A 14,439-nucleotide genomic window follows, 5' to 3' on the forward strand; every position below is an offset into this window, starting at 1 on the left:
TTTCGGACAATCAGACGGAACCGGCGGCGTCGGGCAGCGCCAGCCTGAGAAGAAGATCGGGCGTGGCCTCGTCGCGCGACACGATGCCCGCGACTGCGCCCTCGCACATGACCACGATACGGTCGGCGACACCCATCACCTCGGGCATGTCGCTGGAGGCGAACAGGACGGTCTTGCCGCTCTCGGCCAGACGATAGATGTGGCCATAGATTTCGCTGCGGGCGCCGACGTCGATGCCCCGCGTCGGTTCGTCCATCAGCAGGATGTCGGACTCAGCCGCCAGCCAGCGGGCGATGACCGCTTTTTGCTGATTACCGCCTGACAAAGAGCCGATGGCGGTCGCCGCCGAGGCGGTCTTGACCCGCATCAGGGCGATCAGGTCATCGGCCTGTTTCGCCTCTGCGCCCATGTTCAGGAAGGCCTTGATGCGGCCGCCCAGATTACGCGGCGCGACCACGATGTTTTCCCGCACAGAGGCCAGAGGGAAGATCGCCTCCCCTTTCCGGTCCTCAGGACACAGGGCCATGCCGGCGGCGATGCCGTCACGCGGACTGTTCACCGAAGCGACGGCGCCATGCAGACGCACCCGGCCCGCCGTCGGGGACACAGCGCCGTACAGCAGCTTGAACAGCTCAGACCGCCCGGCGCCAACCAGGCCGAAGAAGCCCAGAATCTCGCCCTTACGCGCGGTGACATCGACCGGACGGCTCAGACCCGGCCCCAGCAGGCCTTCAGCGGCAATCACCGCGTCACCCAGAGGACGGGCGCGATAGTCGTAGATGTCGGCTATGGCGCGGCCCGCCATGTCGGAGATCAACTGCGCCTCGGGCAGGTCCGCCATGCGCGGATAGTCAACCACATGGCGCCCGTCACGCAGGACCGTGACGCTGTCGCACAGGGCGAAAACCTCTTCCATCCGATGGCTGACATAGAGGATGGCGCGCCCCTCAGCGGCGAGGTCACGGATGATCCGCATCAGGGTTTGGGTCTCGCGCGCGCTGAGCGAACTGGTCGGTTCGTCAAAGGCGATGATGCGGGCGTCGCGCAGCAGCGCCTTGCCGATCTCGATCATCTGACGCTTGCCGATGGACAGGGCGCTGACCGGCGTGTCGGGGTCGATGTCCTCACCCAGCCGCGCCAGGATTTCAGCGGCTTTTGCTCGGATGGCAGCCTTGTCCAGCAGGCCGCCCCTGGTGGGATAGGCGCCCAGCAGCAGGTTCTCCGCGACGCTCATGTCCGGCGCCAGATGCAGTTCCTGGTGGATGATCGACACGCCCGTCGCAGCGCTGTCGCGCGGGGACGCAAAGGCGACCGGTTCGCCCGCGACCGTCAGGCCGCCGCTGTCAGGCCGATACTCGCCCGCCAGAATCTTCAACAGGGTGGACTTGCCCGCCCCGTTCTCGCCCATCAGGGCGCGGATCTCGCCCGGACGCACCGAGAAGCTGACCCCGTCCAGCGCCACGACGCCGGGAAAAACCTTGCCGACGCCGGAATATGAAAGCAGCGCCCCTTCCTCCCTTGGGGTCATTACGCCTTCTCCGCCGCAAGCAACTGTCTGAAGTTTTCCCGCGTCATCATCGTCCCTGTTGTCAGGGTCAACGGCGCGGGCCGAATATCTCGTGTGATCCAGTCGTACATGGCCGACGCCGTGTCATAGCCATGCTTGCGTGGACTGAGCAGAACCGAGCCGAAGAAGCCGGTCGGCCTGGCCTTGACGAACTCGGCCTCCGCCGTGCCCGATCCGCCGATGCCCACGCCGATGACACTGTCGGCGCCCAGTTTCAGCCCTTCGGCGGCGCGGACGCCCCCCAGAACGGCCTCGTCGTTCAGGCCGACCATGATCCAGCTGCGCAGATCCGGGCGCCGCGTCAGCACCGGCGACGCGGCCGTGAACCCGCCTTCGGTGTCGGTCGTGCGCTGCGGCGCATCGACGATATTGGCGGCAGGCACGCCGGCCTTCAGCAGGGCGCTGCGGGCGCCGAAGGTACGTTCGCGCGCCGTTTCCAGACTGTCGAAGGCAATGCGGAGCACGCCGATCTGATCGGTCTTCCAGCCCCTCCGGTGGGCTTCATCCAGCGCTGACGTTCCGGCCAATTCGCCGATCTTGAAGGCCGAGATGCCGACGTGGGGGATGTCTTCGATCGGCTGGCCAGTCGGCCCGACCAGACGGTCGTCCACCGACATGAGCTTCAGGTTGTTGACCTTGGCCCGCTGGAAGATGGCCGTGCCAAGTCTGGGGTCCGGCGCGCAGATGACAAAGCCACCTGCATTCTTGGCCGCCAGATTGTCGATCGCTGTCAGCACCCGATCGCCATCGGTCGCCCCGATGCGGATCAGGTTGAAACCGCGTGCGACCGCTGCCTGTCCGGCATAGCGCCATTCATCCTGGAACCACTGTTCCTCGGGCTGTTTGACGATGAAGCCGATGCGGACGCGCTCATCACGCGGCTGACAGGCCCCCAACAGGGAGGCCGCGCCGCCGGCCGCTGCACCCAGCAACAGATGACGACGACCGATCACCATTCGCGGAAACTCCCGTCGGCACCGCGCCAGATCGGGTTGCGCCAGTTGTGCGGCTGGGCCGCCACTTCACGCACAAGCTCCTCGTTGATCTCGACGCCCAGCCCGGCTCCAGCCAGAGCCTCAACCATGCCGTCCTTCACGTCGAAGACCTCGGGGTTACGCATATAACTGAGCAGATCGTGACCGACGTTGTAGTGGATGCCCAGCGACATTTCCTGAATGACGAAATTCGGCGTCGTCAGGGCCAGTTGCATGCAGGCGCCCAGAGCAATCGGTCCCAGCGGACAGTGCGGCGCGACCGCCACATCATAGGCCTCGGCCATGGTGGCGATGCGTCGGCACTCCGACAGGCCACCGGCGTGGCTAAGATCCGGCTGGATCACATCCACCGCCCCGGATTCGAAGAAGGGCTTGTATTCCCACCGGCTGTAGAGACGCTCGCCCAGGGCAATGGGCAGGGTCGTCAGGCGTGACAACTGGATCAGCCCTTCGATGTTTTCGGACAGCAGCGGCTCTTCGATGAACAGCGGACGGTGCGGCTCCAGCGCCGCCGCCAATTGCTTTGCCATGGGCTTGTGGACCCGGCCGTGGAAGTCCAGCGCCACATCCATGTCCAGCGCACGAACCGCGGCGACCCGTTCCAGCGCCGCATCAAACGCATGGGCACCGTCCAGCCAGCCGATCTCCTCGGTGGCGTTCATCTTCACGGCCTTGAAGCCCTGCGCCAGCCGGGCCTGGGCGGCCTCGACCACGTCATTGGGCCGGTCGCCGCCAATCCAGGCATAGACCGGCACGCGGTCGCGCACCCGTCCGCCCAGCAACTGCCAGACCGGCACGCCGAACCGGCGGCCCTTCAAATCCCACAGCGCCTGATCCAGCCCCGACAGGGCCGACATCAGCACCGCACCGCCGCGATAAAAACCGCCGCGATAGGCGATCTGCCATACGTCCTCGATCCGCTCGGCGTCCGCGCCGATGAACCGGTCCCGCAGGGAGGCGAAAGCGCCGTCCACCGCCTCGGCATGGCCTTCAAGACTGGCTTCACCCCAACCCACGGCGCCATCACGCGTTTCGACACGCACGAACAGCCAGCGCGGCGCCACAGCGAATGTCTCGATGCGCACGATCTCGCGCGACCGCGTCGCGCCGACGGTCAGGTCTCCAAAATCCTCAGTCATGGTCACGTTGTCCGACTGGGACGGGGGACAGGACATCCCGCATCAGGGCCTCGCTCAATCTCGCCGGGCGACGCCACGCCGCCCCTGAAGCCTATGGGTAGAATGCCAAAACAGAGGTCGTCAATCTTTTATCATATAAATATGCAATATGGACATTCATCGGCCCGGTCGCCTAGTTTCTCAGCCCTCAAGTGACGCGCACCCGGAGCCGCCCGCCATGACCACCGCCGCCCAGACGCGCGCCGACTATGCCGTGATCGCCCGCCCGGACCGCGACCTTCTGGGCGAAGGACCGCTGTGGTCGGCCCGGGAGAACGCCCTGTATTGGGTGGACATCAAGGCCCCGCGCGTGAACCGGCTGTCGCTGACGAGCGGTGCGGTCCAGACTTGGTCCATGCCCGAGCAGATCGGCTGGCTGATCGAACGACGCGACGCGCCCGGCTTCATCGCGGGCTTCAAGAGCGGCTTCGCCCAACTGACGCTGGAGCCCCTGGCGATCACCCCCATCGGCGCGCCGGAGCCGCACCTGCCGGACAACCGCATGAACGACGCCAAGGCGGACCGTCATGGACGCATCTGGGCGGGCACAATGAACGAGCGCAGCGGTCCACAGCCGCAGGGGTCCCTTTATCGTCTGGACACGGATCTGACCTGGCGCACCGCCGACACCGGCTATCGCATCGCCAACGGCCCGACTTTCACCCCGGACGGCCGGACCCTCTATCATACCGACAGTGCGGCAGGCGTCGTCTATCGCTTCGATGTCACCGAAGAGGGCACGCTGGAAAACCGCCAGACCTTCGTCACGCTGGGCGATGGAGAAAGCCCGGACGGCATGACCACTGACGCTGAAGGCGGCGTCTGGATTGCCATATGGGACGGTGCGCGCGTCAGCCGCTACAGCCCCGAGGGCGTCCTGGACCGCTCCATCCCCCTGCCCGCTCGCCAGATCACCAGCTGCACTTTCGCCGGGCCGGATCTGGATCGGATGTTCGTGACCTCCGCTGCCATCGGGTGTGAGGATGAGGCTCTGGCGGGCGCTCTGTTTGAAATTGATCCCGGCGTACGCGGCCTTGCGCCCTACGCCTTTGGCGGCTGAAGGAGCCTGCACCTCATGATCCAGTGGACCGAAGTCCTTGATACCCTGCCGCTGGTGGCGATCCTGCGCGGCCTGACGCCGGACGAGGCCGTACCGGTTGGCGAAGCCCTTTATGAGGCCGGGTTCCGATGCCTGGAGGTGCCACTGAACTCGCCCTCGCCGCTCGACAGCATCCGACGTCTGGCCGACGCCATGGGCGACCGCGCCATCGTGGGTGCAGGCACAGTGCTGAACGCACAGGCGGTGCGTGACGTCGCTGATGCGGGCGGCCAGATCATCATCTCGCCCAACACCAATGTCGATGTGATCCGCACAGCCAAGGCAGCGGGCCTGATCTCCTTCCCCGCCTTCTACACCGCCTCCGAGGCCTTCGCCGCCATCGATGCGGGCGCGGATGCGCTGAAGCTGTTTCCGGCCGAGACCGCAGGCCCCTCGACACTGAAGGCGTTGAAGGCGGTCCTGCCCAAGACCACGCCGGTCTTCCCGGTCGGCGGGGTCGATCCTGGGAACATGAACACCTGGCGCGACGCCGGTGCGGACGGCTTCGGCATCGGCAGCGCCCTGTTCAAACCGGGTCGCACAGTCGCCGAGGTGCGCGCCGCCGCTGACGCCTTTGTCGCTGGTTGGCGTGGCGGCGCCTGATCATGGCGGCGAATGATCTGACCGTTCTGGGCGACTGGGGCACCACACGCTTGCGCCTGAGCCTGTTCGATGCCGAGGGCCGCCTTGTGGACCGTGCAGAAGGTGCCGGCATCGGCGACCGCGAAACCACGCCCGCCGAAACCCTGAGCCGTGCGCTCAAACCGTGGCGGGGCGCGCACGGCGTCTCGCGCGTGCGCCTGTGCGGCATGGCAGGCTCAGTGAACGGTCTGGTCGAAGCCCCCTATGCTCCCTGCCCCGCTGGCGTCGAGGATTGGGCGCATGGTGCAGTCCAGGCGCCGCTGGAAGACTATGACATCCGCATCGCACCAGGCGTCGCCGGTTTGACGCCAGACGGCACCCCCGATGTGATGCGGGGGGAAGAGACGCAGATCTTCGGGGCGCTCAGTCTGTCACCCGATCTTGCCAAGGGCGATCATCTGCTCGCCCTGCCCGGCACACACGGCAAGTGGGCGCGGGTCGTGAACGGACGCATCGTCGCCTTCCAGACCTTCCTGACCGGCGAACTGTTCGCTCTGTTGAAGGACCGCTCGACCCTGTTGATGGGGGCTCAGCCCACGCCTGTCGAAATCGCCGCAGACGAAGCCCGCGCTGGTTTCGCTGACGGACTGACGCGGGGCGCCAAGGGCGATCTGGCCAGCGCCTTGTTCGCCGTCCGCAGTCATCGCCTGCGGTCCAACTGGAGCACCGCCAGGGCCGAAGCCTATCTGTCCGGCCTGATCATCGGCGCCGAAGCCGCTGAGGCGTTGACCGCCTTTGGGGATCTGCCGATCACACTGATCGGTGCGGAGACCCTGACGACGCGCTATGTTCAAGCCCTCCAGACACTGGGTCGTCAGGCGGCTCAAATGGATGGCGACGCGGCCTCACTGGCTGGGCTGCGTCGTCTTGTCGATTGAACCCCACCCGACATCTGGCCGAACAACAATCAGTTGCGAACCTCCGCCATATTTGCCAGCAGTGATGCATGAACGCCCCTGACCCCAAGGAAATCCGCACATCTTTGGGTCGTAACCTGACTTACGGCCTGCTGGACTCATTGGGGAAGATGATCGTCACCGGCGCGTTCAACGACCGCCCCTTCCCGATCGAGGCCGAACTGGCCAAACAGCACGGCGTCAGCCGTTCGGTGACGCGTGAAGCGGTCAAGATGCTGACGGCCAAGGGCCTGCTCAGCGCGCGCCCACGCCAGGGCACCATCATCACGCCGCAGGAGGCGTGGAACCTGTTCGACACAGACGTGCTGCGCTGGTTGCTGGAGCGGAAATTCTCTCTGTCCCTGCTGCGCCAGTTCACCGAACTGCGCGTCAACATCGAGCCGGGCGCCGCGCGCCTGGCCGCCCAGGCCGGTAGCGACGAGGGCCATGAACTGATCCGCCGCGCCTTTGCCCGGATGGAGGCCGCTGAACGCGGGGACGACAACGCCCTGTGGTCCGATATCGCCTTCCATGTCTCCATCTTGGAGGCGTCCGGAAACCCCTTCTACGCCCAGTTCCGCGAAGTCGTGGCGACGGCGCTGCAGACCTCTATCCAGTTCACCAACCGCTATCGCGGCTCCAACGCCAGCCTGCCTGCGCACAAGGCCGTCCTTGACGCCATCGTTGCGCGTGACGCCGAACTGGCCGCCACGACCATGCACGGCCTGATCAATGATGTTCTGGTGTTGATCCAGGAAGCGACAGCCCTGTCGGCCGAATAGGCATATCCGCGGACGGCGTACCTGCTGTCGCACCCCCATCACCATACTCAAAAAAGAAAGGCCGGACGATCGCTCGTCCGGCCGAAGTGCGCTCAAGAAGGGGGACTTGGAGCGTTAGAAGGTAGCCCGCACGCCCACAGTCACGCGGCGGCCTGTATCCTCCAGCTGGATCAGGCGCTCCTCGTAGATCGAGTAGCTGCGGTTATGCTTGTTGGTCAGGTTGATGGCCTCGGCGAAGACCGAGATATTGTCGGTCACCTTGTAGCTGCCGCTCAGGTCATACTGACCGTAAGCGCCGACATTCTCTGGCTGACCGTTGGCGCCGAAGGTGCGACGCAGGAACTTGTCACGCCAGTTGTAGGCGACACGGAACTGGATCGGACCCTTTTCGTAGAAGCCAACCAGGTTGGCCGTGTCCGACAGACCTTCGACGTTGAAGGTCTGGCTGCTCAGCGACGGGTCGAAACCAATGCTGCTCTCAACCTTGGTGTAGTTGGCCGACACGCCCAGACCGTCGAAAGGCGCTGGCAGTTGGTCGAAGGTGTACTGGACGGCCGCTTCGAAGCCATAGACCTCTGCCGATTCCGCATTGGTGGGCTGGGTCTGCAGGAACGGATAACCGAAGAACTCGGTTGGCGTCGTGACCAGCGACACGAAGTTCGACACGTCCTTATAGAAGACCGCGATGCTGGCGTAGGAGGCGCGCCCGATGAACCAGTCCAGACCCACATCGCCGTTCCAGGCCAGATAGGGCTTCAGATAGGGGTTGCCGCCGCTGACTGTGCTGGATTGCGGCGGACGGAAGTCGAACGACTGCGACAGGCGCAGGTTGGTCAGGGTCGGACGGGTCAGGGTACGCGACGCAGCACCGCGCAGCACGATGTCGTCGGTGATGTTGTACCGGGCCGAAATCGACGGCAGCAGATAGCCATAGGTGCTGTTTGCAGACACCGGCACCGGCGGAGAATAGGTCGGATCGGCCGAGGTCGGGTCACCCGGACGCGGCTTGATCGACAACAGTTGCCGCGAGTTACCCTCGGCCGTCAGATCCGTATAGACGTAACGCAGACCCGCAATGGCGGACCAACGGTGGTCGTTGTGATAGCCGCCGAACTCAGCCTGGGCGTATATAGCGCCCGAGGTTTCAGCTACCGACCCCGAACCCAGAGCATCATACTGAGGTGCCAGGCTGTTGTTGTTGGCCTGATAGACAGCGCGGAATGCAGCCTCTGCGGCCGGGTCATTGCGCTGGCTGATTGCGGCGTCGCTGCCGTAGTAGGCGACCAGCTTGGCCAGGTCGTAGTCCAGCCAGCTCATGTCGCCGCTGCCCAGAATATTGCCGGCGTGGAAGACGCTGGTGATGTCCGCAGGCATGGAGGCGTAATACCCGCAGTAGAAGCAGCCCAGCGGATCGGGCGTCAGCAGCGAGGTGATGTCCTTCTTGCGATAGGTCGCCAGGCCACCGACCTTGATGGTCTGCAGCACGCCTTCGAAGTCACGACGATAATCCAGGTTCAGCTGGGTGACCGCATCCGTCACCTCCCCGCCCCGCTCGGAGCAGCAGTGCAGGACCAGACGCGATGGATCCGTCGGCGACAGCACATTCGTCATGGTCGGCAGACCGCCCGCGTTCAGGTCGAACGTCGGGTTGAAGCCGGTGTTGCGCGAACCGATGACGTAGAAGACCGACTTGTTCTGGTCCGTCGCCTGCGAATGGGACAGGTCGACATCCAGGACCGAGCGATCGTCGGGCGTATAGCGAGCGTGCAGGGCCAGTTGATAGGTCTTGGCGTCACGCGGCGAGTCGAAGACGATCTGGTCGGTCGCCAGACCGCCACTGGCCGAGCGCACGAAATGGGTGACGGTGCCATTTCCATTAGCCGTCGCCGAAACGATGTCGCTTGGATCGGTGTAATAGCCAAGCTGGTTCGAGCGCGAGTTCACGCGTAGCTGCGTGTAGAGGGCGTCCGCCGTCAGCTTCAGCTTGTCATTGACCACCCAGTCCAGAGCCAGGGTGCCGCCGATACGCTCGCGGTGGCTGTTCTCTACCGTGTAGTTCAGCGTACGCGGCAGGGCGACATTGGCCAGATCAATCGTCTTGTCGCCATTGAAGTCCAGGTTTTGACCCGCAATCCAGCCGCCAGTGTTGATGTTGGTCGCGCGCGAGTCACGCTCATCATAGGCCAGGCTGAACAGGGCACCGAAATCACGTGCCGCGTTGCTGCCGCTGGCGACCATCGAGAAGGTCGGCGTGGTGCGATCCGCCGTGCTGTCGGTCTTGGCAGCGGCGCTGCCGGCGAAATGATAGCCGGGACGATCCAGCGGACGCGCCGTGCGCACGATGACGGTCGAGCCGATGCCGCCTTCCTGCTGCACCGCATCTGACGACTTATAGACCTCGGCGCCGCTGATCAGTTCAGAAGCCAGAATGTCGAAGCTGAACTCGCGACCCGCATTCTCGGTGGCCAGCAGACGGTTGTTCAGCAGTACCGTATTGAACTCGGGCCCAAAGCCGCGAACCGTGATGAACTTGCCTTCGCCGCCGCTGCGGTCGATGGACACGCCGGTAATCCGCTGCAGGGATTCAGCCACGTTCTGATCAGGGAATTTGCCGATGTCTTCAGCGGCGATGGAGTCGACCACGCCGACCGTGTTGCGCTTCACATCCAGAGCGCGCGCAAGGCTGGCGCGGGTGCCGGTTACGACGATCTCGTCCACGGTTGATGGCTGCGCTGCGGCACCAGACGGAGCCGTCTGTGCGAGAGCCGGAGCCGCGACAAAAAGAGCAAGGGCGCTTGCGCCATGCAGCAGGACAGCGCCGCCGCGACGATGACTATCTTTCATTTCTCTCCCCAGAGACATGCATTTGAAGTGCCGTACCGCGCCCTTTCCGAGCGTCGATAAAAGCAATATCTCATAAATATGATAAATCGGAACTAAAATTTCGAAGACGGCGTTTTTTCGGCTTCAGGCCTTACCCTGCGGCATTATGGCAACGCAGGCCGCGATGAGCCGCGCACGGTTGACAAGCCCGAGCCACGCCTGATTTATCAGATAAATAAGAATCCTGGGAGGAACGCCTGATGACTGCTCTACCAATGAACCGGAGGCTGGTCTGCCTCTCCATGCTGGGCGCCTCGGCGGCCTGGACCACCCAGGCCAGCGCCTTTGCCCGCTATGATTCCAGCACCAAGGTGTTCCGGCTCGACGGGGGTGAAACCACCTATGCCTTCGGCGTCAACAATCAGGGTCAGGTGCAAGCGCTCTATTGGGGAGGGCGCTTGGCGGATGGCGATACGCCCGGCACGCCGATCAGCATACGCGATCATTCATCGGTCGACCTGTCGACCTCGGTCACCCCACAGGAGTTCCCCGCCTTCGGGGGCGGCATGTTCGTCGAACCCGCCCTGAAGGTCGCCTTCACCGACGGCGCACGCGACCTGGTGCTACGTTATGAATCGCACCGCATCACCGACCAAGGCATCACCGTTCGCCTGAAGGACATCAACCAGGCCGTCTATGTCGAACTGCGCTACGTCATGGATGCCGAGACCGGCATCCTGGGCCGCTCTGCCGTCGTCGAAAACCGTACGCGCAAGCCGATCCGTATTGACCAGCTGGCCGCCGCCGCCCTGAACCTGCCGATCGAGGAGGACTACCAGCTTCATTATCTGACCGGACGTTGGGCGGCCGAATGGACGCTGCAATCGCGCCCGCTGACCGCCGGCTCGACCGTGCTGGAAAGCCGCAGGGGCGACACGGGCCACCAGAACAATCCGTGGTTCGCCATAGACCGCAAGGGCGTGTCCGGCGAAGAAAACGGCCCCGTCTGGTTCGGTGCCCTGGCGTGGAGCGGATCCTGGCGCATTACCCTGGACCAGGACCCGCTGGGCGTCGTCAGGATCGTTGGCGGCTATAACCCGTTCGACTTCGCCTATCGCCTGATGCCGGGCGACACGCTGGAAAGCCCCATCTTCTACGCGGGCTATTCCGGCCACGGCATGGGCGGTGCCTCGCGTCTGATGCACCGTTTCCAGCGCCGCGCCATCCTGCCGGGCGGCGAAAACGCGCCCCTGCGGCCCGTGCTTTACAACTCGTGGGAAGCGACAGAATTCCACGTGGACGAACCCGGTCAGGTCGCCCTGGCTGAAAAGGCCGCCACCATCGGCGTCGAGCGTTTCGTCATGGATGACGGCTGGTTTGGTGCCCGCAACAACGACCGTGCCGGCCTTGGCGACTGGACCGTCAACCGCACCAAATTCCCCAACGGTCTGAAGCCGCTGATCGACCGGGTCAAAGGCCTGGGCATGGACTTCGGCCTATGGGTCGAGCCTGAGATGGTCAATGCCGACAGCGACCTCTATCGCGCCCATCCCGACTGGGTTCTCAGCATGCCGGGGCGCCCGCGCACCGAGGGCCGCAACCAGATGGTGCTCAACCTGGCCCGCCGCGATGTTCGCGACTACCTGCTGAAGGTGCTGGACGATCTGGTCAGCCAGAACGACATCGCCTTCCTGAAATGGGACCATAACCGCAACTGGTCCGAACCCGGCTGGGACCAGCGCGCGGTCGAAGACCAGCAACAGGTCTATGTCGCCTTCACCCAGAACCTCTACTGGATCATCACCGAACTGCGCCGTCGCCATCCCAAGCTTGAGATCGAGACGTGCGCGGGCGGCGGCGGCCGTGTCGATCTGGGCATCCTGACCATGACCGATCAGGCCTGGCCGTCGGACAACACCGACCCCTATGACCGCCTGACCATGCAGGACGGTTTCAGTCACGCCTATGCCCCCAGCGTCATGATGGCCTGGGTGACGGATTCGCCCAACTGGGTGAACCAGCGCACGACTTCGCTGGAGTATCGCTTCCTGTCGTCGATGCAGGGTGGGCTGGGCGTCGGTGCCAATCTGAACCACTGGCAGGACGCTGACTTCGCCACCGCCAAACGCCTGATCGCCGAATACAAGACCATCCGGCGCACGGTGCAGCGCGGCGACCTCTACCGCCTGATCTCGCCGCAGAAGGGCTCGAACCGCTCAGTCACCCTGTCTGTCTCGCCCGACAAGTCACAGGCCGCCCTGTTCGCCTTCGTTCATTCCTCAACCAAGTTGGACCCGCAATCGCTGATCCAGCTCCGTGGTCTGGATCCTCGGGCGACCTACGCCCTGCGCGCCTACGCCGGCCCACAGGCCGCCGCCGACGCCACTGCTCTCAACCCCGTCCGCGCCAGCGGTGCCTACTGGATGGAACACGGCGTCGACAGCCCCCTCCGCGGCGACTTCCAGGCCGCTGGCTTCGTGCTGGATCGGATTTAATCTCAAGCAGCAGCCATCATGGCAGGGATGCTCATGGCCACCCTCGAGCAAATGACGTCCCTTGGGCTCGAGCGCGACCACTTGGTGGTCCGAAAGCCAAAGTAGGAAGTCTGGATAAAACCACGAGGTTTCGGCACCGATCTCTTGGATTGGGATCCGAAACCCGGCCTTGCCAACTGGGCTTCTGCACCACGGCTTTTCGAGCTCATTAAGCGCGGTAGCGACTTCAAGTTCAAACGGATTGAAGCCGTCGTATTCCGCATGTAGCGAATGGGCGAAAGATCGGACCCGGTACTTTTCGCGCATCTAGGGGGAAGAGCTCTCGACGTTCGGCGAAACTAGATTGAAGGGCGCCACTGATTGAATGCCCTGGCGGCCCAGTCCTCTGAGAAAGAAGTGTTCGTTCTATCGACTGCGGATCGGAGGGACGGCCGCATGCAGAGCGCTCATCGCCTCCGAACCTTACTGCATCGGCTGAACCATCCGCTCGTGGTCTTTTAGTATGCCGCTAAAGATCGAACCGTTATCATTGATGATCCGGGCGTCCATGGCAGCCAAGCGAGCGGAGAGATACTCTCACGGGGTCATGGCTTCATTGTCGGCACTCTTAACCTCACGCCGCTCGGTGACATCCTCCTTGAGGTATTCCATTTCAAACACACGGGTTTGTATACGCCCCTCCGCCTTGAGCGCCTTGTCAGCGAAGAGGGGGGCACTTTCGATCAGGATGTCGTCGAGAACCTGGATTTTATCCCCAAACCACGGCGCAATCGAGGGAAGAGGCTTGTTCTCGCGCACTGGAACAATCCGGCTCGTAAGGGGGCGACCGACCTTCCGACATCGGCACGATCTCGTAGCCATCTGTCTCCATCTCCTTCTGCATGTCAGCAATCAGCCGGGTGAAGGCGTCGTCCGAAATATTGAAGTAGAAATAGGCCGAGTTAAGATCTGTATCCTCGAATGGCTTCGCGTCCGGCTGGCGAACGAAGCGTCCGATCTTTTGCACCATATCGTTCGCAGACCGCCCGCGGTCGTCGATATACGAAACGTAGGCTAAGGGCTCGTCCCGGCCTTCACGCAGCGTGAGGTTCCAAATGATGTGGGTGTAGCCCGCCGAGGCCAGGGCCTCCGGAGACCTTTCGACAGCCTTTAGGCCAGTATAAGTGTCGATCAAACCATCACACGCGCCGCGTCTATCTTGGATTACGTCCCGAGCGCCATTGAGATGGACGGCAATCCTTGAAGCCGGAACGCCAAGCTTTACAAGCTCTTCCCAGATGTCTACCCTCGAGCCGTCTGGTTGACGATGAAGCACCCGATAGGCGTCTTGCCGAAGGGCTTCAGGGCGAGGGCGAGATCCTCCAATTTTTCGTTAGCCGCACGGATGGCGTCAACTTTTGCGGTGTTGCAATCGACGAAGTACAGGCGGCTCTTCAACAACCCCGCAATGACGACTTCTCGGGTAGAAACGGCCACTGTCCGATCGGCCAGGACAGCTTGGCGGTCTTCGTGCGTCTTGCCTGCAAGAAGGTCCGACAGATCTTTAGGCAAGGACCCCGACCATTACGTCAGACTCGGTCGCAAGACTACGCGCTGACGCCGGCCTTACCGCTAACCAAGGCTACTCATTGCAAGCATCGTCCACTGCGACCTCGCGCCAAGCGGCTCGTTGCGCAGGAACGACAAACATCGCCGGTCCAGCGTGCCAGTTCAACTACGGCCCCAGCCCTCTCAACATCGTGATGCGACACCCCTCCCGCCCAGCATTTGGCACCGGTTGCTTCCGCGTGGCTTCCAGGGCTGGATTTTGTCGCTGGATTCTGGGCATGAAAAAACCCGCTATCCTATTGGAATAGCGGGTTAAAACTTGGGTGCGGGAGTAGGATTTGAACCTACGACCTTCAGGTTATGAGCCTGACGAGCTACCGGGCTGCTCCATCCCGCGGCAAACGGTAGTGTCGT

The 14,439-nt window shown here is 63.4% G+C and carries 12 protein-coding genes and 1 tRNA gene; 5 read left to right on the forward strand and 8 right to left on the reverse strand.

The features are described 5' to 3' along the window. Positions 1-10: 10 nt before the first annotated feature. Genes araG through dgoD form a run of 3 tightly spaced genes read right to left on the reverse strand, consistent with a single transcriptional unit; the run spans position 11 to position 3,701 of the window. Positions 11-1,528, reverse strand: a complete 1,518-nt coding sequence (gene araG / locus JKF87_RS17735) for an L-arabinose ABC transporter ATP-binding protein AraG (RefSeq protein ID WP_201101215.1) — start codon at positions 1,526-1,528, stop codon at positions 11-13. Continuing rightward, positions 1,528-2,523 (reverse strand): substrate-binding domain-containing protein, encoded by a 996-nt coding sequence (locus tag JKF87_RS17740; RefSeq protein ID WP_201101216.1) that lies wholly within the window; start codon positions 2,521-2,523, stop codon positions 1,528-1,530. The genes araG and JKF87_RS17740 overlap by 1 nt, the downstream gene beginning before the upstream one ends. Further along, on the reverse strand, positions 2,517-3,701 hold the full coding sequence (gene dgoD / locus JKF87_RS17745) for a galactonate dehydratase (protein WP_201101217.1): 1,185 nt from the start codon (positions 3,699-3,701) through the stop codon (positions 2,517-2,519). The genes JKF87_RS17740 and dgoD overlap by 7 nt, the downstream gene beginning before the upstream one ends. Before the next feature lie 217 nt (positions 3,702-3,918). On the opposite strand from dgoD, the gene JKF87_RS17750 reads away from it, so the two are divergent. The 4 genes from JKF87_RS17750 (at position 3,919) to JKF87_RS17765 (ending at position 7,159) form a co-directional block, all read left to right on the forward strand. Then, positions 3,919-4,800, forward strand: a complete 882-nt coding sequence (locus JKF87_RS17750; RefSeq protein ID WP_201101218.1) for an SMP-30/gluconolactonase/LRE family protein — start codon at positions 3,919-3,921, stop codon at positions 4,798-4,800. Positions 4,801-4,815: 15 nt separating this feature from the next. Next, complete coding sequence (locus tag JKF87_RS17755) at positions 4,816-5,442, forward strand: 2-dehydro-3-deoxy-6-phosphogalactonate aldolase (RefSeq protein WP_201101219.1); 627 nt, start codon at positions 4,816-4,818, stop codon at positions 5,440-5,442. 2 nt (positions 5,443-5,444) lie between these two features. Then, positions 5,445-6,359 carry a 2-dehydro-3-deoxygalactonokinase gene (locus JKF87_RS17760; RefSeq protein WP_201101220.1) on the forward strand — a complete coding sequence of 305 codons (915 nt, stop codon included), beginning with the start codon at positions 5,445-5,447 and terminating at the stop codon, positions 6,357-6,359. A gap of 68 nt (positions 6,360-6,427) precedes the next feature. Beyond that, positions 6,428-7,159, forward strand: a complete 732-nt coding sequence (locus JKF87_RS17765) for a FadR/GntR family transcriptional regulator (protein ID WP_201101221.1) — start codon at positions 6,428-6,430, stop codon at positions 7,157-7,159. Between the two features lie 114 nt (positions 7,160-7,273). Here JKF87_RS17765 and JKF87_RS17770 read toward each other — a convergent pair whose 3' ends face one another. Continuing rightward, positions 7,274-10,003: a TonB-dependent receptor gene (locus tag JKF87_RS17770; RefSeq protein WP_201101222.1), complete on the reverse strand. Its 2,730-nt coding sequence runs from the start codon at positions 10,001-10,003 to the stop codon at positions 7,274-7,276. Positions 10,004-10,242: 239 nt separating this feature from the next. Between JKF87_RS17770 and JKF87_RS17775 the strand changes: the two genes are divergently transcribed. Then, positions 10,243-12,477: an alpha-galactosidase gene (locus tag JKF87_RS17775; protein ID WP_201101223.1), complete on the forward strand. Its 2,235-nt coding sequence runs from the start codon at positions 10,243-10,245 to the stop codon at positions 12,475-12,477. A gap of 576 nt (positions 12,478-13,053) precedes the next feature. On the opposite strand, the gene JKF87_RS17780 is transcribed toward JKF87_RS17775, so the two are convergent. From JKF87_RS17780 to JKF87_RS17795, 4 genes are all read right to left on the reverse strand, one after another. Then, a complete protein-coding gene (locus JKF87_RS17780; RefSeq protein WP_201101224.1) occupies positions 13,054-13,275 on the reverse strand; it encodes a hypothetical protein in 222 nt (73 codons plus the stop codon). Beyond that, entirely contained in the window at positions 13,226-13,651 is a 426-nt protein-coding gene (locus tag JKF87_RS17785; protein ID WP_201101225.1) for a hypothetical protein, read from the reverse strand. The genes JKF87_RS17780 and JKF87_RS17785 overlap by 50 nt, the downstream gene beginning before the upstream one ends. Positions 13,652-13,758: 107 nt before the next feature. Then, the gene (locus JKF87_RS17790) at positions 13,759-14,028 is read right to left on the reverse strand and encodes a hypothetical protein (protein WP_201101226.1); all 270 of its coding nucleotides are present in this window, start codon (positions 14,026-14,028) and stop codon (positions 13,759-13,761) included. Positions 14,029-14,345: 317 nt separating this feature from the next. Then, positions 14,346-14,422, reverse strand: a tRNA-Met gene (locus JKF87_RS17795). Positions 14,423-14,439 lie beyond the last annotated feature (17 nt).

The organism is Brevundimonas nasdae, from assembly GCF_016654005.1.
Taxonomy (GTDB): domain Bacteria; phylum Pseudomonadota; class Alphaproteobacteria; order Caulobacterales; family Caulobacteraceae; genus Brevundimonas; species Brevundimonas nasdae.